Raw genomic sequence first — 25232 nt, 5'->3', positions numbered from 1 at the left:
TCATGGAAGATAACCCTCCCTATTTTTTCACCGAAACACTTGCAGTAAGAGAACAACTGACGGAGCGCCAGCGCGCGCGAGCGTTCACCCTTGAGGATCTCGACTGGCTCGACGCGGTGTATTCCGCCACCCACGCTGCGCGCATGGCGCACAAACCACCCATGCAAGTTGAAAGCCTTCATTTGACCACGCCCGGAAAACCGTCAGTCGAACTCGCCGGTGCGTTCATGATGAGACCTGCGCCCGGTGGTGGCGCGTTCCTCTACACACCGTGCCGGGGCCTGGAAAGATTCGATAGCGTTGCCAGCGTAAAATCGACAATGAGTACCTGGTTGGAGGTATCCGAACAACGAGAAGCGTTGTTTCGTTACCTGTCTCTCTCTCAGCGAGCGGCGTTGAGCACCAACGAAACACTCACGCTCACCACTGTATCCGTAGCCGGCGCCGTTTTTGAAGAACAACAGCGCGCACTCCAAAATAACCTGCGCAACAATGCTCAGGGCATGCTCGAGGAGCTGTACTCAGCGCCAAGTTTGACGTCAATGCTGGAACAGGCGATCAATACGGCGCTGGCTGCACACTTTCCGGGCTTGAATCAGCGCGATACACGCGTGAGCTGCCACATAGCCGAGACATCCCAAACCACAACTCGCTCATTGAGCGAAACCGTGCTTGCCTACTTCGTCGACAACAGTTGGCCTGCAGGCGAAACCCGGCAATACAGTAACCTTGGCAGAGCCCCCGACCCTCAGCAGTCAAACCGTGCGGCGGACGATCAGTTGCATTGGGAGAGGTCTGTACAAACGCTGGCCCAAGGGTTGATGGAGCAAATAAAAACCCAGCTTTCACTATTTTGGCAGGCGGCGAGCCGAGCAGGGCCCTCGCGCCTGGATTACTTTGCGGCGGCCATGAGCGACAGGTTCCGGGTCAGCCTGCTTGATCAGCAGCAACAGGCGAATATTTCCACGGACCAAAGTCTTGAAATCCAGACACGCCTGCTGACCTCCGATGCACTCTCTTCTGACAGTGCCAGCGCCCTGCGCGTCGAAAAAGTACTGTTGGGCGAATCAGATGTCTCCTTTGTTGAACTGGCCGGCGCCCTCATGATCCGTCCAATAGAAAGCGAGACAGATGCACAGGCCATTCTTTATACCCCCAGTGAAGGCGTACTGGCGGACCCTGATGTGGAAGAGTTGAAAACCCGTCTTCAGGAGAGAGTGAACTCACCGAAGCAGCCTGACGACTGGAAGAACTACCTGTCTCGACCGCAACGTTATTTCGATATCAGCTTCAGTACCTCAACGGTCATTACGAGCCCTCTCACAGGAGCGGTGTTCCCGGGCCTGATGCGTACGGTCATCGAAAAACAGGCTCAGAACCTGGAGTATGGCCTGGAAATGTACCGTCAGAGCAAAGGCACCATGGACATCGACGCGCTGATTGACCATCTGCTTGATGTTCGCGCGATGATTGATCCAGCGTTACGGGGATTGGATGCCAAAGGACGTTGGAGCACTCAGTTGGCGGCGTCCTGGTACCCCTCTGCTGACCTTCCGCAAGAAGGGCAGTCAGCCCTGCAAACAGTTCGCACGGAACTGCGAGAACTCGAAAGTCTGCATACCGAACTGGAGGGCAGACTGGCAACTCGCCCGACTCTCTACCGTTCCGCCATCGCACAACTCAATTCTGAACTCTCCAGCACAGAAGAAGCCTTTCGCGATGCCGCGAATATTTTTATAAATACCTACAGCAGTCCTCCCGGTGATACCGAACGTCGTACACCGGTATCGTCGGTCAATATGGTCGACCATTTTCTGGCACGGTTCTGCGGGGAGTCGGAGGTCCTCACGCCTTCGCCCAACAGCGGATTCTTTTCAGTAGCCTCCGAGGGTGTTGCTAAAAAGGTGCCCGATCTGGAATTACCCGCCTTCAACACAATCATCGAAACCTCGCTGAAAGGCTTTAAAGGCCACCTGCGTCTGGTGGACCAACGGGTTCCCGACCTGCGGCTTCTGCTCGAGAGGGCGATGACCATTGGATTGAAGGCGGAAGCAAAGCTCAGGGTCCTGGACAATTCACTACGGCCCAGCGACCGGGCAATCATCCTGACGGTCCTTGACAGTTACAAACGTGATACGCGACGTAGCATGAACGCTTTCCGACCCGATGCCTTGTCACTGACGCTGACGACTGCCGAGCGGGACGTCAGCGCCGCATTGAGCAACTGTTTTGTGCTAACCGAACGAGGGGGACGAGATCCCGAATATTCCGGCAAAACCATTCTTTGGAGCCCAGCGCTGGGGTTGGAGGTTTTCAGTTCATTGGCCGCCCTCAGAACCACGTTGAACCAGCGCTTGCTTGAGCCCGAAGAACGCATTGCACTGCTGGAAAACCTCCCTCGGTCCGAACGCCTCCTGCATCAGGTCTATACCGTTGGGTCTTTCGAGTTGATCGAAGACGGTTTGGTCGCATACCTGCACCGGCACTACGAGCAGCAAAGAAAAGCCGAGATCACTCACCTGCTTAGCCCGAAGCTACCTGCCCAATACCTGCAGGACATTTGGCAGGTCCAAATAACGCAGACACTCGCACCGACTAACGTGGAGCGCTCTACGGCAATCGCCCAGGCACTGATCCTGCGGCACTCATTACCTGAATGGTTGGCCAACGCTCCCGTAGCGGACCAGCAACTACAGGTTGAACTGCTGGAGCAGTATCGAAACAGCGTGGAAGCGGACAAAGACTACCTTCATGGTATCGACTCACTGGCCGATTTCACGCGCAACAAACTGTCAACGTTGTTACGCACGCTCGACAACCAGAGCCGCGTCACCCCCGATCAGATTGAAGTCACCGTCCCTGCACACAGGAGCGCTGTCGAGAAGACGTTGACCCTGGTCGATTATGCGACGAGCCATCGAGATGAATGGGGAACTGAAGCACCGCGCTTTACTTCGACGGGGTCAGCGTTGCTCTCCAGCCAGCTGGACGCAAAAACCCTTACCACACACATCCAGGCGCTGAACATCAGTGGCACCTATCAAGACTATCTACGAGGGCTCTTCACGGCTGCTAACCCCGACCTGCTTGAGCGTCAACAGCGGTTCGCCCGGCAATTACCCTGGCAACTGATGCAACATGCACATGCCCAATTCCTGGCAAAGCAAATGACTGCAACAGCGTTCGGTTATATCCAGCAGATCATGGACATGCCGGATTCGATTGCCCGTGCTGCCGTTACAGGTGCCAATGCCACCATCCGCCCGCTTGAACTGCTGACCTCCATAGGCGCCACAGCGGTCAAAGCCGTGGGCATTTACGTGATCAGCCCTGCATCAGGTCAGGGGCCTCACGTTCTCTATGCGCCTTACAGTCAAGGTCACTGCCTTAAGGAATATGCCGACGAAGCGAGTTTACTGACAGAACTCTGGTCACTTGGCCCGCTACAAAGTTGGGTGCTCAGGTTGCTTCCGCAGGCAGCACAATCGGCAATCACGACGTTTTTCAACCCGAACAATGCCTCCAGAAGCTCGTTGCAACTGGCCTCAAATCCCATCGTCGGGTGCTTGTTCAAACAGCTATTTGCAGACAACTTCGAGCTGTTGTTGAAATTGTTGGGATGCCATTCCATCTCCAACGCCGTTGCCTATTGGAACCTGGCGAAGAGCGTTTTCTCCAGCGGTATATACCAAGGCATTCCGTTTCTGGCCGCAAAGCTGGAATACCCGTTGCTCGTCTGGCAGAGCTACATACTGTTCAAGGCTTCTGCCGACGCGTTGCAAGATCATCATTGGCGCACGGCAATCTCGCAGTTCGTGAGTGGCGTTGCGCAAATGGCATTGCTTCGCCGGTCAATGCCAGAAATTTCAGAGCAGACGTTACCTGTGCAACCTGATGCCATTACGTCCGAAGCCGTTGCAACATGGCCCGCCATCGACATCACCGCGCCTGAAAGAACCCGGTTGCAACCCCATGAGGTAACCGATCTCGCGCTACAGGAGATGACCCGCGTTGGCGATCTTGGGCTCTACCAATCAGCTCAGAAACGCCACTATGCGCCCGTCGAAGGCAAAGTCTTTCAAGTCAAACAACAGGGTGAGCACTGGCGTATTTTCAGTTCCCTGGGAGATGGACCGCTGATACGAAAAAACACCCGCCAACAATGGATGCTCAGTAGCCAAGTTCCGTTACTGCATGCTCGACGAGCACTCGCTAAACTGAGCAATCAATTTTATTCATGCCCGCTAGCTCGTGAAGGTATGAACATCGAAGCATCCGGTATGGAAGCCATCCGAACCCTCTATCCCAAACGGGGTTTGATGATCACTGAAGCATTGGCCATGGCGACCTACTATACAAAAAACGCGCAGGAGAACTTACGTCTGGTTGCCGCTACCCTACAAGCCTCCACTCCCACGCTCGCAGTTATCAAGGAGACCTTCGATTTACAAGTCGTAGAAATGAAACATATCGAGAAAATACAGTCAGTGGTTGACAAGGTATTCAACGCTCTCACAGCCCCTTCACTCAATACCTTGAACTCAGAACGCTTCGTCGTTGGGGTTTCGCGCGGCACCCCGCCCCCTGGTAATACGGCTGTCATGGCGTTTGTCGTGGTGCCTGACGCAGACCAGGTCATTTATTTAACCCAGGAGTTTTTCAAGCCTACGTTGGAGTACAAGCCGTTTCTAACCAAGCCGTTTTATGTCAACGTCCATGCCCGTGCTATCGCCCTCATCCATGAACTCTCTCATCATGTGTGCGCAACGGAGGACATTGCCCGCCTGGATGCCTCTCATCCATTTCTCGATCTTATCAGGAATGACACTCCGGATAACCGGGCCTTCAAAGCACGCCTGAAACAGCGCCAGACTGAACGCCTGTGTCTCTTTACGCCGTTCACGGAACTGTTCCAGATCGTGAAGAATGTAGATCCACAAGACAGCCTTTTACAGCATATTTTGTCGGTTACCGGGGGAGATGCACTCGACGATGCTCGGCGAATATTTCGCAGTGACCCTCTCAAGAGAATGGATACGATTTTGAGCAACGCTGACTCCGTGGCGCTGCTGATCAGTCGACTTGGACGTCAGCTTGACCTCTCTCCCAGCGCAGGGGAGTCCGTCTACAGCGTAGATGATGCTTCTATGAAGAAAGGACCCGTGCGGCGAACCGCATCGTAGTCTTGAAGGTCCTATCGTTCGTCACGGGGCGGGTCCGGCAATGCCCTCCTGCCCTGGCAGGAAAAACCGTGCAAACAACTCGGACTGAGACTTGATGCTCAGCTTGTTGTAAAGGTTGCGACGGTGAACTTTGATGGTCTCGGTCGACAGGTTCAGCTTGCCGGCGATCTCTTTGTTGGAAAAACCGCTCAACAGCAGCCGGAGCACATCTTTTTCGCGCGCTGTGATTTGTGCGCCAAGTTGCATGATCGCCTCAGACCACGGTGGCGGCTCGGCTTGGCTTTTTTCCGCATCACCCTCAAAGCACATGCGTTGATGCATCAAAGCCATCACCCAGGGCTTGATCATGTCCAGCGTCGTGATCTGCTGCGGGCTGTATCGCACGTTGCTGCCAAATGACATGCACAGCGTCCTGTCAGCGTCGAGCTGTACGTTGTATTGCACCTCGTCCACGCTGACGTACTGGGCGAAATACTGGTGGTAATACTCGGTGGTCAGAAAGTGCTCCGGCGCGATGTCGGACAGATGGAAAAAACCACTCTGCGGGTTCTCCCGGTTGGCGATGTAAAACGGGTCCAGCAGGTACAGCCCTTTTACATAGCGCTGGGTCAGCGCGTCCACTTCGTCTGCATCGGCGACTTCGGTCAGGCTGATGACCCGCACCTGTTGGTCGCTGAAGATCAGCACAACCCAATTGTCGATCTGGACATATTCCTTTACCACGCGAACCAGCGAACTCCAGAACGCCGGGCGGTTCAGCTGCATGATCAGCGTTCCGGCGGACCGATGCCAGGCCAGGTTGTGAAGGTCGAGCGACATTTACTACCCCTTTAGGGTTAGGTATTCATGGGGCTGGGCTAAGTACTTCTGGGTATTTACTAATCGGGCGTGCCGAGTATATTCACCCTCCAGTGGATGCAGGCCATGATGGCCTGTCGTTTTGACAAGGATAGCGAGATGAGTCAACCCCAGTTGCGCGCCATTTTTATGGCTGCGCTGGTGTCTGTGTGTGCCAGTGCGCCGGTCTCGGCGGCCGAACCCCGGGTCAATCTGTATAACTGGTTCGGGCTGATCGCGCCGGAGACGCCCAAGGAATTTGAACAGAAAACCGGTACCCGGATGCACCTGGATGCCTTCGACAGTGCCGAGATCATGCAGAGCAAGGTCATGGCCGGGCGCACCGGGTATGACGTTGTCGTCGCCACCTCGAATGTCTTGCCCAGCCTGATCCAGGCCGGTGTGCTTGCGCCGCTGGACCGTTCCCAACTGAGTAATTTCTCGCACATCGATCCCGAAATGCTGGCGCTGCTGTCCGCCAACGATCCGGGTAACCGGTATGCCGTGCCGTATTTGTGGGGCACCACCGGCATTGGTTATGACGTGGATAAGGTCAAGGCCGCCCTGGGTGACAATGCCCCGGTGGACAGCTGGGACCTGATCTTCAAGGAAGAGAACATCAGCAAGCTCAAGTCGTGTGGCGTGGCGATGCTCGACTCGCCGAGCGAAATCATTTCGATCGCCTTGCATTACCTCGGGCTGCCGAGCAACAGCCAGAACCCTGAGGATTACCAGAAAGCCCAGGCGCTGCTGTTGAAGATCCGTCCTTACGTCCTCTACTTCGACTCTTCCAGGACCGACGCTGATTTTGCCGACGGCAATATTTGCGTGGTGGTGGGTTGGGCGAGCGGAGCGCTGACGGCGCAAGCCATCAATGAGAAAAACAACACCGGCCGCAAAATTGCCTACAGCCTGCCGCGTGAAGGCGGGCTGGTGTGGTCGGAAAACTTTGTGCTGCTCAAGGATGCGCCGCATGCCAAGCAGGGGCTGGCGTTCATCAACTACATGCTCGACCCGCAAGTGATTGCCAAGAGTTCCAACCACACGCTGTACCCCAACGCCAACAAGGATGCCACCGAGTTGGTCGAGCAGAAGTTGCGCGACAACCCCTGGATTTACCCGTCCAAAGAGACGATCGCCACCTTGGTTCCCCTGGAACCGTTGCCCTTGAAATTGGAGCGAATCCGCACGCGGGTGTGGACCAAGGTGAAGAGCGGGACCTGATCGGGTGAATGAATAGGCGGTCCGGGCTGCAGCAGACGTGTCAGTGAAGGAGAACCATCATGGGCCAAGCCGAATATCAGCGCGACGTGAAGTCGGACGATGACAAGGCGTACAAGGACATCGAGGAACAGATCGGCCACTGTACGCCCGAACAAGCCTGGGCCATGTATTACGTCTCCACGGGCATGGTGCGTGAGTACATTACGCGGGCGGTGATGGAGCATATCGGCCGGGGCAACCGGGCGCTGCTGCTGGAGTTCCCGGAGCTTGCCCGGACCGAGGAGCGATCACGCTTCCTGCTGCCGCTCTAACCGAATGCCGATCAGTGATGATCGGCATTTTTATGCGCGCGCGGGCTTGCCGCTTGGGCCAGGCGTAATGTGGCCTCGCGGATCTCTTCCTGGTTCAGCGAGGCGAACCCCAGGCGCAGCGCATTTTCTGCTTGGTCCATCGGTGAGAACTGCCGGCCGCTGCGTACGACCAACCCGTGGTCTAGGGCCGCGCTTACTATCTGGTCAACATCGATTGCATCGTCGAAACGCACCCACAGCGCCAGGCCGCCTTCGGGCTCGCGCACTTGGATCCGATCACTGAACGCCGCCTGCAGGCAGTCTTGCAAGGTCTCACGGCGGGCGCGGTATTCCTTTGATACCCGGCGCAGGTGCTTCTTGAGTTCGCCATCGTTGATCAAGTCGGCAAGCATCTTCTGCGCGACTGCGTCGGCATCGCCCAGCATCAGTGCGGCATTGCTATGCAGGGCTTCGACCACCTGCGTGGGAGCCACCACATAACTGCAGCGAAACGTCGAGCCGAGGACCTTGGACAACGAACCGACATAGATCACATGTCGCTGCGCGCGATCGCTGGCCAGGGGCAGGTAGGGGCGCCCGCTGAAGTGAAATTCGTGGTCGTAATCTTCTTCGATGATGCAGAAGTCATGCAGCGCCGCCAATGCCAGCAACTGTTGCCGCCGCGCCGCGTGCAGGCTCACGGTGGTGGGGAACTGGTGGTGTGGCGTGAGGTAGATCATCCGCACCTTGTGTTCGCGACACAGGCGATCGATCTGGTCCGTGCGACAGCCTTCTTCGTCGATGTCCACCGTGACCAGTTGCGCACCCAACCTGCGGAAAATTTCCCATGCTGGCGGGTAACTCAGGCGCTCCACCAGCACTACGTCGCCGGGTTTGAGCAACAGGCTGGCGGTCAGGTACAGCGACATCTGGGTGCCTTGGGTCAGGCAGATGTTTTCGGCGTTGACCGTCAACCCACGGTTGTTGCGCAGCATCTCGGCCAGCGCGCAGCGCAGATGATAGCCGGTGCCCTCGCTGCCGTAGCGCAGGGTGTTGGACGCAAAGCTGTTACGCAGGGCATTACGGTAGTAGCGGTGCAGCACGGCTTGGGGCAGCAGGCGGTGGTCGCTGGTGCCGTTGTCGAAAAACAGCGCGTCATGCCGATGATTCAGCGCTGTCACCTGAGCGTTCTGGGCGAAATAGGGCGCGGTTGTCTGCGCCAGGATGGGCGGCGCGAAGGGCGCCTGCGCGCGGCTCGGCAGTTGCTTGGCCGTCAACTGCGCATTGACGAAGGTCCCGCGTCGCGGCTCGCTGACCAGCCAGCCTTTGGTCATGGCCTCTTCGTAGGCCAGGATAACGGTCTTGCGGTTGACGTCGAGCAACTGCGCCATCTCCCGGGTGCCCGGCAGCAAGGTGCCGGGTGGCAATCGACCTTCAACGATCGCGGTCACCAGGCCTTCGGCGATCTTGCGGTAAGACGCCTGGCTTGCACTGTCGTCCAGCTTGAGCAGCGGGCGCCATTTTCGCATCTGGACCATCTAAAGTATCCAAAACTGGAGGTTTTAATGGGCCTAGTCTAGCGCAACAATCACGGCTCACTCACCCCGAGGTTGTTATGAATACACGTCATGTCATCGAACTGTCCCCCTCGGGGAAAACCTTTGAGGCCGGTGACGAACTCTTGCTGGATGCGATGCTCGCCAACGGCCTGTCGGTGCCGTTTTCTTGCCGACGCGGAGCCTGTGGCTCCTGCAAGGTGGTGGTCGCAGAAGGGGTGTACCGGGCCAAGCAGCTGGCGCCGGATGCCCCCTTACCCTGCTATCCGTTGGCAGTCAATGAAATGCTGTTGTGCCAGAGCCACGCCTGCGGCGACATGCGCCTGGAAATCCCCGGTTGGTCGCTGGATACACCCGCGCTGGTGGTCGAGGCGCAGGTCGTGAGCAAACGCGCACTGAGCCCCGACATCATTGAGCTGGTGCTGATGCCGGACAGGCCGCTGGCAGCGCGGGCGGGCCAGTACCTCAAGTTCCGCCTGGTCGACGGCGACTCGCGGTGTTTCTCGATCGCCAACCTGCCGGCCGAAGACGATGGGCGCCTGGTATTCCAGATTCGCCGGGTGAGCGGCGGGCTGTTTTCCGAGACACTGCTGGGCGGCCTGGAGGCCGGCGATCTGGTGCAACTGGAAGGACCGTTTGGCGCCTGTACCTGGCAGGACAATGACAATGCGCCCGTCGTCTTGTTCGCCACGGGCACCGGCTACGCGGGTATCAAGCCCATCCTCCTGACGGCGTTCACGCGCGATGTGGATGTGACCTTGTACTGGGGCGGCGGGCAGCCAGCAGATTTCTATGACCGCGCGTTCCTGGATCAATCGGTCATTGATCACCCACGTTTTCACTGGCACCCGGTGTTGGCTTCCCAAGGGCGAGTGCAGGAAGTTGCCTTGAGCCATGGGCATGACTGGGAAGCTGCCCAGGTGTATGCCTGCGGTAATGGCGCAATGATCAGCCAGGTGCGCACGGAGTGTCTGGACGCCGGCTTGCCCGGCCATCGATTCGTCGCGGAGGCCTTTGTGCCCAGTGGCCGGTCGAGTGCCGGCACGACACCCAAGGCGCTGCACCCGATCTGGGAGAAAGTCGGCCCACGTTATTCACTGGACGGCATGCTGGCCGCGCGCGATCAGTCAATCCGTGCCTTGGCGGCGATTGCCAGCCGACTGCAGGTGGGCATGACCACCGGCGAAGCCCTCGACATGGCTGCTGACCAACTGCAAGCCATGGGCGCTTCCCACACCTGGCACCCGACCTATATCCGCTTTGGCGACGACACCGTACGCCCACCGCGCGAAGGCATTGACCGCCAGCGCAGGCTGCGCGCCACCGATATCGTCGTGGTTGATTTGGGCCCGGTGTGGGACGGTTATGAAGGTGACTACGGCGATACCTTTGTGTTCGGTGACGCGCCGCTGCACCTGGCGTGCAGGACCGCACTGCATGAGGTGTTCGACGAAACCCGCGACGCCTGGCTGAAGGGGCTTACCGGTCGTGAACTCTATGACTTCGCCGAGCAGAGCGCGGTGTCAAAAGGCTGGAGGCTGGCACGTAATCTCGCGGGCCATCGCCTCGCGGATTTCCCCCATGCGCTGTTCGAGAACAAGGAGCTGGCTGATCTAGAGATCCCGCCGAGTGAAATGGCCTGGGTCCTGGAAATCCAGCTGTGCCATCCCACGGAACCGGTCGGTGGTTTTTTCGAGGATATGTTGATGTTGCAGGCCTGAAGAGCCCGCCGTTGCGGCGGGCTGCTTTTTATCAGAGCTTCGGCAGTTGGCCGATACGGCCCATCATTTCGGTGACGATCTGCAGGTCCAGCAGGAACTGGTCAACCGTCTTGAACTCGTTGTCGGTGTGCCCTGTGTACTTCACTTCCGGGCGCGCCAGGCCGAATTGCACGCCGTTGGGCAGTTCATGCACGGAGGTTGCGCCGGCCGAGGTGCCGAACTTGTGCTCCATACCCAGATTTTCACTGGCCACGGCCAGTAGGGCTTTCACCCATTCACCTTCCGGGTTGCGGTACATCGGCTCGGCCACCGAGTAGGTGAAGCCCACCTTGACCTTGGTTTTCTTGTCCCAGGCGCTCAATTTTTCGGCGATCTCGGCTTTGAGTTTTTCCGGTGACTTGCCCTTCGGCACGCGCAGGTTCACCGCCAGTTTGAAGGCCTTGTCATCCAGGCCGACAAAGGTCAACGAAGTAGTCAGCGGCCCCATGAAATCATCCGAGAAGCCCACACCCAACTTGCCGCCCAGGTAATCCAGGCCCCAGTTGTCAGACGCGTAACGTGCAGCATCCGTGATGTGGTTGTGCTTGAGGGCGATCTTGCCATCGACGCTATGGATCAGCTCCAGCATGCGCGCCACCGGGTTGACCCCGGACTCCGGCTCGGACGAGTGCGCGGACACGCCGGTGACGGTCAGCTTGACGTCTTTGCCGTCGACCTTGGCGGCCACTTCAAAATCGCCACCGTTGTTCTTGGCGTATTCAGTACCGGCCTGTTGCAGGCTGGCAGCCAACTCGGCAGGCTTATCGCTCACGAACGTCGCCACCGAGGCTGACGGAATCTGGTTGGTCGCCATGCCGCCGGTCATCGAAATGATTTCCGCGCCTTTGCCTTCACCCTTGCGGCGTGGGAAGGTGGCCATCACCGTGCCGTAACCTTTCTCGGCGATCACCACCGGATAGCCGCCATCCAGCGCCAGGTTGTATTGCGGTGTCGGGTTCTTTTCAAAGTAATAAGGAATTGCGTCGCCGGAGGTTTCTTCGGTGGTGTCCACCAGCAGCTTGAAATTGCGTGCCAGCGGCAGTTTCTCTTCTTTGATCACCTTCATGGCATACATCGCCACTACGATGCCGTTCTTGTCATCCTCGGTGCCACGGCCGTACATGCGGTCACCGATCAGCGTGACCTTGAACGGGTCGAGCTTGGTACCGTCTTTCAACACCCAGTTTTCCGGTGTCACTGGCACCACGTCCGCGTGTGCGTGGATACCAACTACTTCATCACCGCTGCCTTCCAGGGAAATTTCGTACACACGGTTGTCGATATTGCGGAAGGTCAGGTTAAAGGCCTTGGCCAGTGCCTCGATCTTGCCGGCGATCTTGATGAATTCCGGGTTCTTGTACTGCGGCAGGCCGTCCACGTTAAAGGTCGGGATTTCCACCAGTTCGCGCAGGGTTTCGGTGGCGGCCTTGCCGTACTTCACTCGGGTGTAGATACCGAGCAGGCGATTGATCTCGTTCTGCTGATCCGCGCTCAAGGTTTTGTTATCAAGAAACGCACTGATCGCCGGGCCGACATCGCTGGTCTTGCCCAGGTCGCCCTTGGCCAGGGCGCCGAGGAAACCACGGAAATCGGTGACGGACGTTTCGTTGAAATGCTTCAGAATCGCTGTGCTTTGGTCCGGAGTGACGTTGGCGAAAGCGGGGCTGGAGATGGCCGAAAGGCTCGCCGCGAACAGGGTGGCAGCCGCCAATTGCTTGAGTGGAAAGTGCATGAAGGGACGCATTCCTTTGCAGGTAGTGAGTAGGACGTTTCTGATCAATCTGTCAGAAACATTTCCACACACTACCACTACTCAGGTGCCTCTGGTCAATGCTGGCCAGGGTGGGGCTCGGGGTACTCCTCGGTCACGTTCAAGGCTCTAGCGTAGGGTCCGTCCCACAATTGCTCATGCAATGCCCCGACACGCTTGGCCATCGCTTCGCTGCGCATCACCACCTCCAGATTGCGCGAATTATCCAGATACCCGCCCAGCCAGTTGCTGGTGCCGATCCAGGCAACCTGTCCGTCGATCTCCATGGTCTTGCTGTGGATTACCCGCGCATACGGGATAAAACCTTGCTTGGCCTCGGGGAGGGTGACGATTTTGATCTGGACGTGAGGCAGCACCGCCAAGCTTTTGAGGTAGGGCAGTTCCAGCTTGTCGGTATTCCAGTTGGACACCATCAGCTTGATCGACACCCCACGTGCCGCCGCCGCACGGACGGCATTGTCGATCACCGCGTAGTACGGGCGGGTCTTGTCCGGGCCGTAGGACAGTGGTGCGTAGTCCAGCAGTTGCACGCGCACTTCGTGTTTCGCTTCGCTCAGTAAACGCGGCAGTTCCAGCTGTGAATCGCCTACGCCCGGTGGGTTGTAGCGTTGCGGGCTGGCCACCAGGTAGTTACCGGTGCGCGGTGGTGCATTGCTCACGGCAGGCAGCGGTACCGGTTGGTTGTCGGCCAAGGCCTGCTGGGCTTTCCAGTCCTGTTCGAAGATCGCCTGCACCTGGCTCACCACGGTTGGGTCGGTGATACGCAGCCCGGTTTCGTGGATATGTTCCAGCGAGCGCCAATCGAAATTCTGGCTGCCGACAAACGCCTGTTTACCATCCACCACCAGGTATTTGGCGTGGATGATCCCACCGCTCACGCGTGCGTAGGGCAGCACACGAAAGGTCAGGTTGGGGATTGCGCGCAGGCGTTCCAGGGTGGACGCTTCCGACAACTTGATGCCTTTTTCTTCCAGCAAAAAGCGAATCTTCACACCGCGTTTGCCGGCGGCTTCCAGGCGTTCGATCACACGGTCCATCACGGAGCCTGGATGATCGGCGGCGTAGAACTGGCCAATGTCGATACGGTTTTTTGCGCCGTCAAACAGCTCGCTCCACACTGGGCCGGGCTGGCGCAAGTCGTCGGTGCCGAGGGCGGTATCCACCGGTACGGTATGCACCAATTCAAAACCCGGAATCGAAAAGTCCGCCAGGGCCAGCGGACTCATGAGCAAGCCTGCCAGGCCAGCGATACGCAATTTCAAGGAAACGGACATGACACTCTCTTCAACTGATGTGGTGAGCGGGCTTGCCCCGCGCTGGGTGGCGCAGCCGCCCCAAACAGCCCACCGCGGTGTCTCAGAAAGACCGAGGTGCCTGGATTGGGGCGGCTGCGCCACCCAGCGCGGGGCAAGCCCGCTCACTACGGGGTTACGCCGTGCGGCTGTGCAGCGGCGTCGGCACCAGGTGCGGTACTTCACTCTGCACGCGGGCGCCGGTGGCGGCGCGGATCAGCAGGATTTTCAGCTGATCGTTGATGCGTTCCAGGCTGTCCTGGAAGAAGTTATGGAACACCACGCAGAACAGCGCGATGGCGATGCCCAGGCCGGTGGCGAACAAGGCCGTGCCGATACCACCGGAAATCTGCCCTGGGTCGGACACGCCCGCCGTCGCCAGTGCCTTGAAGGTGTCAATGATGCCGAGGATGGTGCCCAGCAAGCCCAACAGCGGCGCGGCGGTGGTGATGGTTTCGATGATCCACAGGCTGCGGGCCAGTGGTGCACGGGTGGTCAGGTACTGGGTTTCGATGACGTCATCCAGGTCCTTGCGCGAACCTTGTGAGGCTTTCTGCGCCAGCACCGGCAACACCATGCTCAGCGGCAGGCTGTCACGGCGGGTCAGACTTTCCGGCAAGTCGCGTTCGCTGTGCACATTGGCGCCCAGTACCTCGGTCAGCGCGCGGGCTTGACGGCGTACATACGCGAAATAAATCCCGCGCTCGATGGTGATAAAGATCGCGATGGCCATCGCGGCATACATCACATAAAAGGTGATGTCGTGGAGCAGGTTCATGTCCATGTTCAGTTACCTCGCAATTAGAAGTTGGCTTCCAGGGAGACCGTCACGGTGCGTTCCAGGCCCACGATGTAGGCCGGGTCGCCGTCGCGGAAGCCGCTGTAGCTGGCCGCGTTGGTCTTGGTGGTGTACACGCCGTCCAGGTACTTCTTGTCGAACAGGTTGTCGACGTTCAGGCGCAGGGTCGCGTCCTTGACCACCTTCTTGTCCACCGGCAGGTAGATACCCGCGCCGGCGTTGAACACGGTACGCCCGGAGATGGCTTCGTCGTTGGTCAGGTCGCCGTAGAGCTTGCTGGTGTACTTGCCGCCGAAGGTGCCGTAGAAGCGGCCGTCGTCGTAGCCGATGTTGGCGGCCAGCATGTTTTTCGGCACGTTGGCGAACTGCTTGCCGCTGGTGGGCAACAGGATGGCTTTGCCGGCGTTGTACACGGTCAGGTCGTCTTGCTGCTCGGCCTTGGTGTAGGTGTAGGAGGTGTAGTAGTTGAAGTGATTCGGCAGCAGGCCGCTCCACTCCAGCTCCAGGCCGCTGTTGTTGACGGAGCCGGCGTTGATGTCGGCGAAGTCGCCGTTGATGTCGCGCGACGACACCTGGCGATCCTTGAACTGCATGTAGAACAAGGTGGCGGCGACGGTCATGTCTTCATCGGTGTAGCGCCAGCCCAACTCGTGGTTCCAGCTGGTTTCCGGCTTGGAATCGATGGAGCCGACGCCCTTGTCGTACAGCACATAGTTCTGCGGGATGCGCATGTTGCGCGACAGGCTGTAGAACAACTGATCGCGTTCATCCAGCTGGTATTTCAGGCCGGCGTTGGGCAGCAGTTTGTTGTAGGTCTGGTTACGTTTTTCCGGCTGCTCGGTGAGGCTGCCGTGGTTGGTGCCGTCACGCTTGACGTTCATGTAGGCCAGGCCGGCGATCAGGGTCCAGTCCGAGTTGATGTACCAGGTGTCCTGGGCCCAGACCTTTTGCGCCGGGGTGATGGTGAAGCGGTCGCGACCCTGGATGGTGTTGCCATTGGCATCAACCACGGCCTCGTTGGAGTCCGGCCAGGTGTCGACCGGCTTGCCACTGGCCTTGAGCGGAATGAACGGCTGGGTCTGGCTTTGACGTGCGCGCTCGTACCAGTAGCCGACTTGCAGGCTGTGATCGCCCAGGTCCCAGTTGAGTTTGGTGGTGATGCCCGGACGCCAGGTCTGGGTGCGCGAAGGGCGGTAGTACACACCGTTGTTCGGGGTGCCGTCGGCGTTGTATTGGGCGCCGGTCGGCAGGTTGCCCAGGTCGAACACGCCGCCTTGGTTGGAGCCGCGGTTCAGCGCATAGCTGGACGAGCCCACGCCGCTGCCGTTACCCCAGTAGTAATACGGGATCACCGACAGCGCGAGGTTGTCCGCCAGTTTGAACTGGGTGTTGAGCACGGCGGTGAATGTCTGGAACGGGTTCTGCGCCAAGGCGTAGTAGCTGTTGTACTTGCCGTTGCTGCCCACGGTAGGCGTGGCCGGGTAGGGGTCGTACTTGCGGCCGTTCTGCTGGTACTGGGCCTTGGTCAGTTGGCTGTAGCTGTTGTTGTCCTGCTCGTGGTACTTGAGGATCAGGTTGGCGGTGTTGCCATCGCCGGCGTCGAAGAAGCTGTTCCACTCGACTTTGTCCGCGCGCACGGCGCCCGAACCGCGCCACATCTGGCCTTCGGTGTGGGACGCCGACAACCAGTTGCTCAGGCCATTGATCTCGCCGGTGTTGAGGCGGGCAAAGGTCTTGCGCGTGGCGTTGCTGCCCATCACCTGTTTGACGAACGCCCCGGTTTCCTTGGTCGGGCGAATGGTCACGATGCCGATGTTGCCGCCACTGGAACCGATGTGCGGGCCGTCGGCCTCCGAAGAGCCTTGGGTGACGAAGATCTGCTCGATGTTTTCCGGGTCGCCCAGCAGGTTGGAGTACAGCGCGTAGTTGCCGGAGTCGTTGATCGGCATGCCGTCCACCGACATTCCCACCTGGTCGGAGTTGAGCCCGCGCATGGTGAAGCGAAAGCCGGACAGGCCGGTGTTGTCTTCGCTCGAGATGTTCAAGCCCGGCGTGTACTTGAGCTTGTCCACGGCGTTGCCGGTGGCGGTCTGTTTATCCAGCGCTTCCTTGGTCACGGTGGAGCGGCCCTTGATGCTTTCTTCCTGAACCATGTAGCCGCCACCTGCCGTGGCCTTGCCCTGAACCCCAATCGTCCCGACGTCGCTGTTGCTGGTGTCGGCCATGACCATTCCATGGCCCATGCTTGCGGCAACGAGTGCCAGATGAATCCGTGTGAACCTCATCTCTGTCGTCCTGGTGTCGGGTGCTTATTGCACGCTGTAGTTGAAGGTGGCGGTGAAGCGCTGCTCATTGCGGCCCCCGAAGGCTTGCTCGGGGAACGGCTTGACTTGCTTGATACGACGCAAGCTGTTGGTGGCGGCCCGGTTGAGCAACATGCTCGACGCCTGGGTCTGCAAACCGGAGTCGAGAACCCGACCCTGGCGGTCTACCAACAACCAGACCACCACTTCGCCGGTGGGGCGTTCGAGGGAGGCCTGGCGTCCGGTGGGGTACTGCTTGTAAGTGTCCAACTCGTTGCGCAACCCCTTGAGGTAACCGCCTTCCAGGGCTTGGCCATCGACCTTCGGTGGTGCGGGTGTCGGCGCGGCCTGGGCCACGGGCGCCGGTGCCGGTTTGGCGGCGACTGGTGGTGGTGTCGGGGCGGGCGTTGGCTTGGCGACCACTGGCTTGGGCACAGGTTTTGGCTTGGGCTCAGGCTTGGGTTTCGGCAAGGGTTTAGGTGGCGGCGGTGGCGGGGCCGGTTCGGCCTCTTCATCCTCGATCACCGGCGGTGGCGGCTCTTGTTCCACCACCGGCTCGGGGATCACTTCCGGCTCTGGCTCGACCAGCGCCAACTCGACCGCCGACTCGTCATACACCGGCTCGACCTTCAAGGTCTGGGACTGGATACCCAGTGCAATCAGCACCAGGGCGATCAGGGCCGGGACACTGCCCAGCAGCTGACGCGCACGAAACAAGACGTACATGATCAGGACTTACGCGTGGCAATGGACACGGAGGTAAAGCCACCCAGACGCAGGGTGTCCATCACCTCCACCAGACGCGAAACCTCCACGCCTTTGTCGCTGTTCACGATGATGGTCGACTTGGTGTCAGGCTTTTCGGCCGCCTTCAGCGCCGGCACCAGCGCATCGACTGTGAGGTCCTTGCCATCCAGTTGCAGTTGGCCTTCCAGGCCCAGGGTGAGGATGAATTTGTTCTGTGGTTTGAGCTGCTGTGAACTGCTGGCGCTGGGCAGTTGCGTCTTCATGCCGAGGGCCGGAATCACGTTCAGGCTCACGAGTACGAAAAACACCAGGAGGAACATCATCACGTCGATCATCGGGATCAGTTCGATGTGCGCCTTGCGTTTTTTCGGTTCGTCCCAGGTTCTCATTCCGTTACCCCGTTATTGAATTAGGGGCGACACGCTAACAACCAAAAATGACCGATTGGTTAACTTTAATTGACGTTTTGAGGGCTCTAGGACAAGTCTTTCAGGCAATTCTCAAGACATTTTTGTGACGTAACAGAATTGACATGCAGCAGGGGCATTCTCAGAAACTTTACATCGAGGGCCCCTGGAAATGAGCCGTGAACTGCCACAGATATCCACCCCGCGACTGTTAATGCGCGCACTGGAAAACCATCAGGCCAAGACGTTGTGCACGCTCGCCAACGGCCCGAAAATCGCCGACAACACGGCGAGTATTCCATCGCCCTACACCCTCGAAACAGCGCAGGATTTTATCGAGGGCATGCAGGCAAAATTTCGCTCTGATGGGTTGTTGAGTCTTGGGGTGCATGTGCGCGACACCGGTGAATTGATCGGTATCGCCAGCCTGCGCATCAATGCGAAACATCACTATGGGCATCTCGGCGGCTGGGCGGCGGCGAACGCGCGCAACCTGGGTTATGCGACCGAAGCGGCCACCGCGCTGATGGACTACGGGTTTGCCGAATTGGGCCTGCATCGCGTGGGCAGCCAGTGTTTTAGTCGCAACAAAGAGTCGGCGCGAGTCATGGAGAAAATCGGCCTGCAGTACGAAGGCTGCATGCGCGGGGCATTTCTCAAGAACGGCGTGCATGAAGACATGCTGGTGTTCGCCACCGTGCGTGAGGAGTGGGAGTTTCGGCCGTGAGTGGCGAGGTCGATCATGGCCGACGCCGGGTGCTTGCCGGGCTGGCTGTCGCCACCACGTTTTCGATCCTCAGTCCGTTTGCGCGCAGTGCCGGCGTGGATTATCCGTTCACCCTCGGCGTGGCTTCCGGTGACCCGTTGCCCGATGGGTTTGTGATCTGGACGCGCCTGGCGCCGTTGTTCAATGCCGTGGATGGCCGGGGTGGCTTGAGCCGTTCCGTACCTGTGCGTTGGCGGGTCGCCAGCGATGCCGCGATGACCCGCGTGGTGCGCCAAGGCGAAGCCATGGCCAGCGAGCGCTGGGGGCATTCGGTGCATGTAGAAGTCGCGGGGCTCGAGGCGGGCAGACCGTACTGGTATCAGTTCGAAGGGCTGGGTACGCAAAGCCCAGTGGGGCAGTCGCGCACGGCGCCGGCGGTGCATGCCATGGCGTCGGCGCGTCTGGGGTTTGTCTCGTGTTCCCATTGGGAGCGCGGCTATTTCAGTGCCTATCGCCATTTGGCAGAGGAACAGCCCGACCTGGTGTTCTTTCTCGGCGACTACATCTACGACAGTTCCTACGCGGCGGATTCGGGCAAGATCATCCGCCCCCATGGCAGCGGCAATGCGGTGAGCCTGAGCGACTATCGCAACCGCTATGCCTTGTACAAAACCGATCCGGATCTACAGGCCCTGCACGCCGCTGCACCGAGCGTGGCGACCTGGGACGATCACGAAGTACAGAACGACTACGCCAACCGCTGGTCCCAGGACCCGAAGATACCGGTCGGGCAATTCCTGCAGCAGCGTGCGGCAGCCTACCAGGCTTACTACGAGCATATGCCGCTGCGTGCCAGCAGCTTGCCGAAGGGGCCGGACATGCGCATTTATCGGCGCCTGGACTACGGCCGACTGGCCCGTTTCCACGTGCTGGACGGTCGGCAATACCGTTCCGAACAACCGTGCATTCCGGCCAATGGCAGCCACCAGGGGCATATCGCCGATAACCTCTGCCACGACTTGCGCGACCCTGGCCGCACCATGCTTGGTTGGCAGCAAGAAGCCTGGCTGGACCAGGGGTTTGCCCAGTCGAAGGCGCAGTGGAACATCATCGCCCAGGACCTGCTGGTGGCACCGCTGACCCAGCGTGACCTGACCAACCACAAGCCGGGGCGTTGGACCGACGGGTGGGATGGCTATATGGCCAACCGTTCGCGGATGCTGGCGTCCATCGAGCGTAACCGGGTCAGCAACCCGGTGTTCTGGGGCGGTGATATCCATTCGTTCTGGGTGACGGACTTGCATGCCGATGGAAATAACCCGGACTCGCGGGTGGTGGCCACGGAATTCGTCGGCACGTCGGTGACGTCTGACGGACCGCCCTTTGATGCGTTCAGCAAGCTGTTGCCGCTCAACCCGCATGTGAAGTTTTTCGATAGCCGTCAGCGGGGATATGTGTCGGTGGAGGTGGAGGAGGGCAAGATGCTCACGAACCTGCGGGTGATTACCGACCCCCGCGACCCGATGGCCACGGTATCGACCCTCAAGTCGTTTGTGGTGGAACCGGGGCGGGCGGGGGCGAGTGAGGTTTAATCGAGTTCGTAGCGCACGGACAGCGCGCCCTTTTTCTCTGACAAGGTCAGGATGGTCACCTGGCCCAACTCGCTCAGTGCCTGTACATGAGTGCCGCCGCAGGCGTACGCGGGCAATTCACCAAAGCCGACTTCGCGGGTGCCGTCTTCCAGGTTCATGTGCCGTGGGTAATCCGCAGCGATCCATTGGTTGACCTGTTGCTGGATCGCCTCGGCGTCCATGGCTTGCGCCGCTTCGCCACGGATGAAGGTGATCTTGCCTTCGCCGGGCCAGTGATGGGCCTTGATCGGCATCCAACCCAAGGTCTCGCCCACGTTGCCGATCAAGTGCCCGGCGGAATGCAGCCGGGTGTTCAACATACGGCGCTGTTCATCGACCCTTGCGGTAATCGGACCCGGTTCCAATGGCCGGTCGACGTAGTGCACCACGCGGTCTGCTTCCTGGGTGACGCGCAGCACAGTGGCTTCACCGAGCCAGCCGGTATCGAAAGGTTGCCCACCGCCCTGTGGGTGAAAAATCGTCGACTGCAGGATCACTGCAAATTGCTCCTCATGGGGTGTGCAGCTCAACACTTCCAGCTCGGCAGTCAGGTGATCGTGGGTAAAAAACAGGCGCTCGGTCATCATCTACATCCGCATCAGAGTTCTGCGAGCAGTATAAATAGTGCGTAGATGGGTGATAATCCGCTCAATTATCAATGGACCTGTGCACCATGAGCATCAATCTTCCTTTGCCGCTGCTGGGCGAAATGGCGATTTTCGTCAAAGTGGTGGAAGCCGGCAGTTTCTCCGAAGCCGCCCGGCAACTGGGGGCTTCGCCTTCCTCGGTGAGCCGTAGCATCTCGCGCCTGGAGAAGGCCCTGGCGACGCGCTTGCTGCAACGCACCACACGCAAATTGCGCTTGAGCGAAGGCGGGGAAGAGGTACTCAAGCGTTGCCAGGAGATGGTCAGCGCGGCGCGTTCGGTGATGGAGATCAGCGGCCAGTTCACCCATGAAGCCGAAGGGCTGGTGCGGGTCAGCGTACCCAAGGCGGTGGGGCGGTTTGTGGTGCATCCGCATATGCCGGAATTCCTGCGGCGTTACCCCAAGGTGGATGTGCAGTTGATCCTGGAGGATCGCCAAGTGGACATGATCGATGACAATGTCGACCTGAGTATCCGCATCACTGACAGCCCGCCGCCGGGGTTGGTGGGCCGGCAGTTACTGCCCATCGAGCATCTGTTGTGTGCGACGCCGCAGTACTTGGCCGAACACGGGACGCCGGAGCATCCCCATGATCTGCTGGCGCACAGTTGCATCTACCTCGGGGAGACACCCGGAGACTCGCGCTGGAAATTCCGCCAGGCCGGCAAGGCGGTGACGGTGGCGGTGCGTGGGCGTTATGCCGCGAACCACACCGGGGTTCGGCTGGATGCGGTGTTGCAGCATGTGGGGGTTGGCAGCTTGCCGTATTTTACGGCGCGCCATGCGTTGGAGGAGGGGCGGTTGGTGCAGGTGTTGCCGGCGTGGGACTTCATTGCGTCCTACCATGGCGAGGCGTGGTTGCTGCATTCGCCCACGCGGTATTTGCCGCCGAAGTTGCGGGTGTTTATTGATTATCTGGTGGCGTGCATGGCGAAGGAGCCGACGTTGCGCAAACGGTAGGAATGCGGTCGAAACCGTAGGAGCCGGCTTGCCGGCGATTGGCCCTTGAACCCAGTGCAGGACTCAAGGCCGCCATCGCCGGCAAGTCGGCTCCTACAAGGGAATCAGTGCTTGCTCTGGTCAACCGGCATGGCCAGCAGCTGCTTTTCCTGGTTCCAGTCGAACGGTTCGTCGTTCTGTTCGGCTTCGAAGCGACGCTCTTCCAGGGCCTGGTACAGGTCCAGTTCTTCGTCGGGCATGAAGTGCAGGCAGTCACCGCCAAAGAACCACAGCAGGTCGCGCGGCACCAGGTGGGCGATTTGCGGGTAGCGCAGGATGACCTGGCTCATCAGGTCCTGGCCCAGGTACTGGCTTTCGATCGGGTCGATCGGCAGCAGGGCGCGCAATTCGTCGAAGCGCTCCAGGAACAGAGAATGGCTTTCCTCGGGTACCTGTTCGGCTTCGCCGACGGCAACCAGGATGCTGCGCAGATGGTCGAGCAAGACGAGATGATCGGCAACGACGTTGGACACGAGATAAGTCCTCTAAAGCAAAAACGGGCGCGAGAGTATATGCCTCTCGCGCCCGTTTTTATATGACCGCTCGACTCAGCGGACCTTACCCTCAGCCTGGGACAGCTCTTCCTTGCTGAAATCATCCACGTCGATCACCTTGCGCCGTGCCGCTTCGGCATCACGCAGGGTTTGTGCTTCGGCCGGTTGCAACACGCCTGCGTGCAGTGCCGCATCGATGGCGTGCTCGCCGGCAGTCGGTTTGACCTGGCCGCTCTTGAGCGCGGTGTGCAGTTTTTTCTGCAAGGGATGGCTGGCGCCAAGCAGGTCGTAGGCATGTTGCAGGGCGCCTACCGGATCTTCCGCCGATTGCGGGCGGTAGCAGCCGGCCAGCAACTCTTCCAGGGTCGGGTCACCCTTGGCGCGGCCGATCACCGCCGCCACTTCGGCATCCAGTGCATCTGACGGTCCGGTATGACGACGGCCGAACGGGAACACGATCACCCGCAGCAGGCAGCCCAGCACCTTGTTCGGGAAGTTGCTCAGCAGTTCATCCAGCGCACGCTCCGATTCACCAAGGCTTTCTTCCATGGCCCAGGCGAACAGCGGTTCCAGGTGGTCCGGCGAATCCAGGTCGTGGTAACGCTTGAGGGCGGCCGACGCCAGGTACATATGGCTCAGCACATCACCCAAGCGTGCCGAGAGGCGTTCGCGCCGCTTTAGCTCGCCACCCAGCAGCATCATGCTCAGGTCGGCCAGCAGCGCGAACGCAGCAGCCTGGCGGTTGAGTGCGCGGAAGTAACCCTGGCTCAAACGGTTGCCCGGGGCCTTCTCGAAATGCCCTACACCGAGGTTCAGCACCAAGGTGCTGGCGGCGTTGCTCACGGCGAAACCGATATGTTGCATCAGCAGCCCGTCAAACTCCTTCAACGCCTGGTCATGGTCTTCGCGACCGGCCAGGGCCATTTCCTTGAGTACGAACGGATGGCAACGAATCGCGCCCTGGCCGAAGATCATCAGGTTGCGCGACAGGATGTTCGCGCCTTCTACAGTGATGAAGATCGGCGCGCCTTGCCAGTTGCGACCCAAGTAGTTGTTCGGGCCCATGATGATGCCCTTGCCGCCATGCACGTCCATGGCGTGGCTGATGCACTCGCGGCCACGCTCGGTGAGGTGGTACTTGAGAATGGCCGACAGTACCGAGGGTTTTTCCCCCAGGTCCACGGCGTTGGCGGTGAGCATGCGTGCGCTGTCCATCAGCCAGGCGTTGCCGCCGATACGCGCCAAGGCTTCCTGGATACCTTCGAATGCCGACAGCGGCACGTTGAACTGTTCGCGCACCTGGGCGTATTGGCCGGTCACCAGGCTGGTGAACTTGGCCGCGCCAGTGCCCACCGCAGGCAGGGAGATCGAACGGCCCACGGAGAGGCAGTTCATCAGCATCATCCAGCCCTTGCCGAGCATTTCCTGGCCGCCGATCAGGAACTCAAGCGGGATGAACACATCCTTGCCGGAGTTGGGGCCGTTCATGAACGCGGCGCCCAGGGGCAGGTGGCGACGGCCGATTTCTACGCCGGGGGTGTCGGTAGGGATCAGTGCCAGGCTTATGCCCAGGTCTTCCTCTTCACCCAGCAGATGGTCCGGGTCATGTGCCTTGAAGGCCAAGCCGAGCAGGGTCGCGACCGGGCCGAGGGTGATGTAGCGTTTTTCCCAGTTCAGGCGCAGGCCAAGGGTTTCCTTGCCTTCCCATTCACCTTTGCAGATCACGCCGGTGTCGGGCATAGCGCCCGCATCCGAGCCGGCCAGTGGGCCCGTCAATGCGAAGCACGGGATGTCATCGCCACGTGCCAGGCGCGGCAGGTAGTGGTTGCGCTGTTCTTCGGTGCCGTAGTGCAGCAGCAGTTCGGCCGGGCCGAGGGAATTGGGCACCATCACGGTCGAGGCCAGGTCACCGCTGCGAGTGGCGAGTTTCATCGCGACCTGGGAGTGGGCATAGGCGGAGAAGCCCTTGCCGCCATATTCCTTGGGAATGATCAGGGCGAAGAAGCCGTGGGTCTTGATGTGTTCCCAGGCGGCGGGCGGCAGGTCCATGGCCTGTCCGATTTCCCAGTCGCTGACCATGGCACAGAGTTCTTCAGTGGGGCCGTCGATAAACGCTTGTTCTTCTTCGGTCAGTTGCGCTTTGGGATAAGCCAGCAACTTGTCCCAGTCCGGGCGACCGCTGAACAGTTCGCCGTCCCACCAGACGGTACCGGCGTCGATCGCGTCGCGCTCGGTCTCGGACATCGGCGGCAGGACTTTCTGGAACCAACTGAACAGTGGCTTGGTGAAGTATTGGCGGCGCAGGTCGGGCAGCAGCAGGGGCGCGGCTACCACGGCGATCAGCACCCAGAAGACCAGCAGCAGCCAACCCGGTGCGTGGCTCCAAGCGCCCATCGCCAGCAGGTAGACGGCGACCACGCCCAAGGCGGGCAGGGGCGCGACGCGGCGGTGTGCGAGGTAGGCAATGCCGACCACCAGCACCAGTATCCACAACAACAGCATATTCAATCCTCCGTGAAACCAGGGGCGAAACCACCAGGGAGCTTAGTCGGCATCCGAACAAGCGGGGTGATCAGGGTGTAACGAG

At 59.6% G+C, this 25232-nt stretch carries 18 protein-coding genes; 7 read left to right on the top strand and 11 right to left on the bottom strand.

Going from position 1 to position 25232, the window contains the following annotated elements; translation table 11 throughout:
- The first annotated feature begins 2 nt into the window (after positions 1–2).
- Positions 3–5183 carry a hypothetical protein gene (locus ACP7C6_RS12500; protein ID WP_426108816.1) on the top strand — a complete coding sequence of 1727 codons (5181 nt, stop codon included), beginning with the start codon at positions 3–5 and terminating at the stop codon, positions 5181–5183.
- 21 nt (positions 5184–5204) lie between these two features.
- Here the strand turns inward: ACP7C6_RS12500 and ACP7C6_RS12495 are convergent, their stop codons facing one another.
- Positions 5205–6002, bottom strand: a complete 798-nt coding sequence (locus ACP7C6_RS12495) for a response regulator transcription factor (RefSeq protein ID WP_028615746.1) — start codon at positions 6000–6002, stop codon at positions 5205–5207.
- Between the two features lie 138 nt (positions 6003–6140).
- Here ACP7C6_RS12495 and ACP7C6_RS12490 point away from each other — a divergent pair, with 138 nt between their 5' ends.
- Both ACP7C6_RS12490 and ACP7C6_RS12485 read left to right on the top strand, forming a co-directional pair.
- Complete coding sequence (locus ACP7C6_RS12490; protein WP_028615747.1) at positions 6141–7244, top strand: polyamine ABC transporter substrate-binding protein; 1104 nt, start codon at positions 6141–6143, stop codon at positions 7242–7244.
- 59 nt (positions 7245–7303) lie between these two features.
- The gene (locus tag ACP7C6_RS12485) at positions 7304–7555 is read left to right on the top strand and encodes a hypothetical protein (protein ID WP_016979527.1); all 252 of its coding nucleotides are present in this window, start codon (positions 7304–7306) and stop codon (positions 7553–7555) included.
- A gap of 11 nt (positions 7556–7566) precedes the next feature.
- On the opposite strand, the gene ACP7C6_RS12480 is transcribed toward ACP7C6_RS12485, so the two are convergent.
- The gene (locus ACP7C6_RS12480; RefSeq protein WP_426108815.1) at positions 7567–9072 is read right to left on the bottom strand and encodes a PLP-dependent aminotransferase family protein; all 1506 of its coding nucleotides are present in this window, start codon (positions 9070–9072) and stop codon (positions 7567–7569) included.
- Between the two features lie 77 nt (positions 9073–9149).
- Between ACP7C6_RS12480 and ACP7C6_RS12475 the strand changes: the two genes are divergently transcribed.
- Positions 9150–10811, top strand: a complete 1662-nt coding sequence (locus tag ACP7C6_RS12475) for a M24 family metallopeptidase (RefSeq protein ID WP_122684519.1) — start codon at positions 9150–9152, stop codon at positions 10809–10811.
- A gap of 31 nt (positions 10812–10842) precedes the next feature.
- Here ACP7C6_RS12475 and ACP7C6_RS12470 read toward each other — a convergent pair whose 3' ends face one another.
- The 6 genes from ACP7C6_RS12470 to ACP7C6_RS12445 all read right to left on the bottom strand — a co-directional run bounded on the left by ACP7C6_RS12470 (position 10843) and on the right by ACP7C6_RS12445 (position 18151).
- Positions 10843–12582 (bottom strand): dipeptidase, encoded by a 1740-nt coding sequence (locus ACP7C6_RS12470; protein WP_028615750.1) that lies wholly within the window; start codon positions 12580–12582, stop codon positions 10843–10845.
- 95 nt (positions 12583–12677) lie between these two features.
- Positions 12678–13895, bottom strand: coding sequence for a phospholipase D-like domain-containing protein (locus ACP7C6_RS12465; RefSeq protein ID WP_426108814.1), 1218 nt, complete (start codon positions 13893–13895; stop codon positions 12678–12680).
- A 154-nt stretch (positions 13896–14049) separates the two neighbouring features.
- Positions 14050–14697, bottom strand: a complete 648-nt coding sequence (locus ACP7C6_RS12460; protein ID WP_028615752.1) for a MotA/TolQ/ExbB proton channel family protein — start codon at positions 14695–14697, stop codon at positions 14050–14052.
- A gap of 17 nt (positions 14698–14714) precedes the next feature.
- Positions 14715–16997 (bottom strand): TonB-dependent receptor, encoded by a 2283-nt coding sequence (locus ACP7C6_RS12455; protein ID WP_028615753.1) that lies wholly within the window; start codon positions 16995–16997, stop codon positions 14715–14717.
- A 24-nt stretch (positions 16998–17021) separates the two neighbouring features.
- On the bottom strand, positions 17022–17741 hold the full coding sequence (locus ACP7C6_RS12450; RefSeq protein WP_426108813.1) for an energy transducer TonB family protein: 720 nt from the start codon (positions 17739–17741) through the stop codon (positions 17022–17024).
- Between the two features lie 2 nt (positions 17742–17743).
- Positions 17744–18151 (bottom strand): ExbD/TolR family protein, encoded by a 408-nt coding sequence (locus tag ACP7C6_RS12445; RefSeq protein WP_005786670.1) that lies wholly within the window; start codon positions 18149–18151, stop codon positions 17744–17746.
- Positions 18152–18341: 190 nt separating this feature from the next.
- On the opposite strand from ACP7C6_RS12445, the gene ACP7C6_RS12440 reads away from it, so the two are divergent.
- Both ACP7C6_RS12440 and ACP7C6_RS12435 read left to right on the top strand, forming a co-directional pair.
- Complete coding sequence (locus ACP7C6_RS12440) at positions 18342–18896, top strand: GNAT family N-acetyltransferase (protein ID WP_426108812.1); 555 nt, start codon at positions 18342–18344, stop codon at positions 18894–18896.
- Positions 18893–20467 carry an alkaline phosphatase D family protein gene (locus ACP7C6_RS12435; protein ID WP_426108811.1) on the top strand — a complete coding sequence of 525 codons (1575 nt, stop codon included), beginning with the start codon at positions 18893–18895 and terminating at the stop codon, positions 20465–20467. The genes ACP7C6_RS12440 and ACP7C6_RS12435 overlap by 4 nt, the downstream gene beginning before the upstream one ends.
- On the opposite strand, the gene ACP7C6_RS12430 is transcribed toward ACP7C6_RS12435, so the two are convergent.
- A complete protein-coding gene (locus tag ACP7C6_RS12430) occupies positions 20464–21090 on the bottom strand; it encodes an alanyl-tRNA editing protein (RefSeq protein WP_305384417.1) in 627 nt (208 codons plus the stop codon). The two genes, ACP7C6_RS12435 and ACP7C6_RS12430, sit on opposite strands and share 4 nt — an antisense overlap.
- An 89-nt stretch (positions 21091–21179) precedes the next feature.
- On the opposite strand from ACP7C6_RS12430, the gene ACP7C6_RS12425 reads away from it, so the two are divergent.
- A complete protein-coding gene (locus ACP7C6_RS12425; protein ID WP_068932517.1) occupies positions 21180–22112 on the top strand; it encodes a LysR family transcriptional regulator in 933 nt (310 codons plus the stop codon).
- Between the two features lie 104 nt (positions 22113–22216).
- Here ACP7C6_RS12425 and ACP7C6_RS12420 read toward each other — a convergent pair whose 3' ends face one another.
- Positions 22217–22624, bottom strand: coding sequence for a PA2817 family protein (locus ACP7C6_RS12420; RefSeq protein ID WP_016979513.1), 408 nt, complete (start codon positions 22622–22624; stop codon positions 22217–22219).
- Positions 22625–22699: 75 nt separating this feature from the next.
- Positions 22700–25147 carry an acyl-CoA dehydrogenase gene (locus ACP7C6_RS12415; RefSeq protein ID WP_426108810.1) on the bottom strand — a complete coding sequence of 816 codons (2448 nt, stop codon included), beginning with the start codon at positions 25145–25147 and terminating at the stop codon, positions 22700–22702.
- Positions 25148–25232 lie beyond the last annotated feature (85 nt).

The sequence above is a fragment of the Pseudomonas sp. TWR1-1-4 genome, from assembly GCF_049897165.1.
In the GTDB taxonomy this organism is placed as follows: domain Bacteria; phylum Pseudomonadota; class Gammaproteobacteria; order Pseudomonadales; family Pseudomonadaceae; genus Aquipseudomonas; species Aquipseudomonas canadensis.
This window is presented reverse-complemented; position numbering and strand designations above follow the sequence as displayed.

What these genes read in the sequence shown, in the direction of transcription:
- ACP7C6_RS12475 (WP_122684519.1), top strand. Translation starts at nt 9,150, where the DNA reads ATGAATACACGTCATGTCATCGAACTGTCCCCCTCGGGGAAAACCTTT.
- ACP7C6_RS12440 (WP_426108812.1), top strand. Translation starts at nt 18,342, where the DNA reads ATGAGCCGTGAACTGCCACAGATATCCACCCCGCGACTGTTAATGCGC.
- ACP7C6_RS12495 (WP_028615746.1), bottom strand. Translation starts at nt 6,002, where the DNA reads ATGTCGCTCGACCTTCACAACCTGGCCTGGCATCGGTCCGCCGGAACG.
- ACP7C6_RS12480 (WP_426108815.1), bottom strand. Translation starts at nt 9,072, where the DNA reads ATGGTCCAGATGCGAAAATGGCGCCCGCTGCTCAAGCTGGACGACAGT.
- ACP7C6_RS12445 (WP_005786670.1), bottom strand. Translation starts at nt 18,151, where the DNA reads ATGAGAACCTGGGACGAACCGAAAAAACGCAAGGCGCACATCGAACTG.
- ACP7C6_RS12455 (WP_028615753.1), bottom strand. Translation starts at nt 16,997, where the DNA reads ATGAGGTTCACACGGATTCATCTGGCACTCGTTGCCGCAAGCATGGGC.
- ACP7C6_RS12450 (WP_426108813.1), bottom strand. Translation starts at nt 17,741, where the DNA reads ATGTACGTCTTGTTTCGTGCGCGTCAGCTGCTGGGCAGTGTCCCGGCC.
- ACP7C6_RS12415 (WP_426108810.1), bottom strand. Translation starts at nt 25,147, where the DNA reads ATGCTGTTGTTGTGGATACTGGTGCTGGTGGTCGGCATTGCCTACCTC.
- ACP7C6_RS12460 (WP_028615752.1), bottom strand. Translation starts at nt 14,697, where the DNA reads ATGGACATGAACCTGCTCCACGACATCACCTTTTATGTGATGTATGCC.
- ACP7C6_RS12425 (WP_068932517.1), top strand. Translation starts at nt 21,180, where the DNA reads ATGAGCATCAATCTTCCTTTGCCGCTGCTGGGCGAAATGGCGATTTTC.
- ACP7C6_RS12430 (WP_305384417.1), bottom strand. Translation starts at nt 21,090, where the DNA reads ATGACCGAGCGCCTGTTTTTTACCCACGATCACCTGACTGCCGAGCTG.
- ACP7C6_RS12485 (WP_016979527.1), top strand. Translation starts at nt 7,304, where the DNA reads ATGGGCCAAGCCGAATATCAGCGCGACGTGAAGTCGGACGATGACAAG.
- ACP7C6_RS12470 (WP_028615750.1), bottom strand. Translation starts at nt 12,582, where the DNA reads ATGCACTTTCCACTCAAGCAATTGGCGGCTGCCACCCTGTTCGCGGCG.
- ACP7C6_RS12490 (WP_028615747.1), top strand. Translation starts at nt 6,141, where the DNA reads ATGAGTCAACCCCAGTTGCGCGCCATTTTTATGGCTGCGCTGGTGTCT.
- ACP7C6_RS12465 (WP_426108814.1), bottom strand. Translation starts at nt 13,895, where the DNA reads ATGTCCGTTTCCTTGAAATTGCGTATCGCTGGCCTGGCAGGCTTGCTC.
- ACP7C6_RS12500 (WP_426108816.1), top strand. Translation starts at nt 3, where the DNA reads ATGGAAGATAACCCTCCCTATTTTTTCACCGAAACACTTGCAGTAAGA.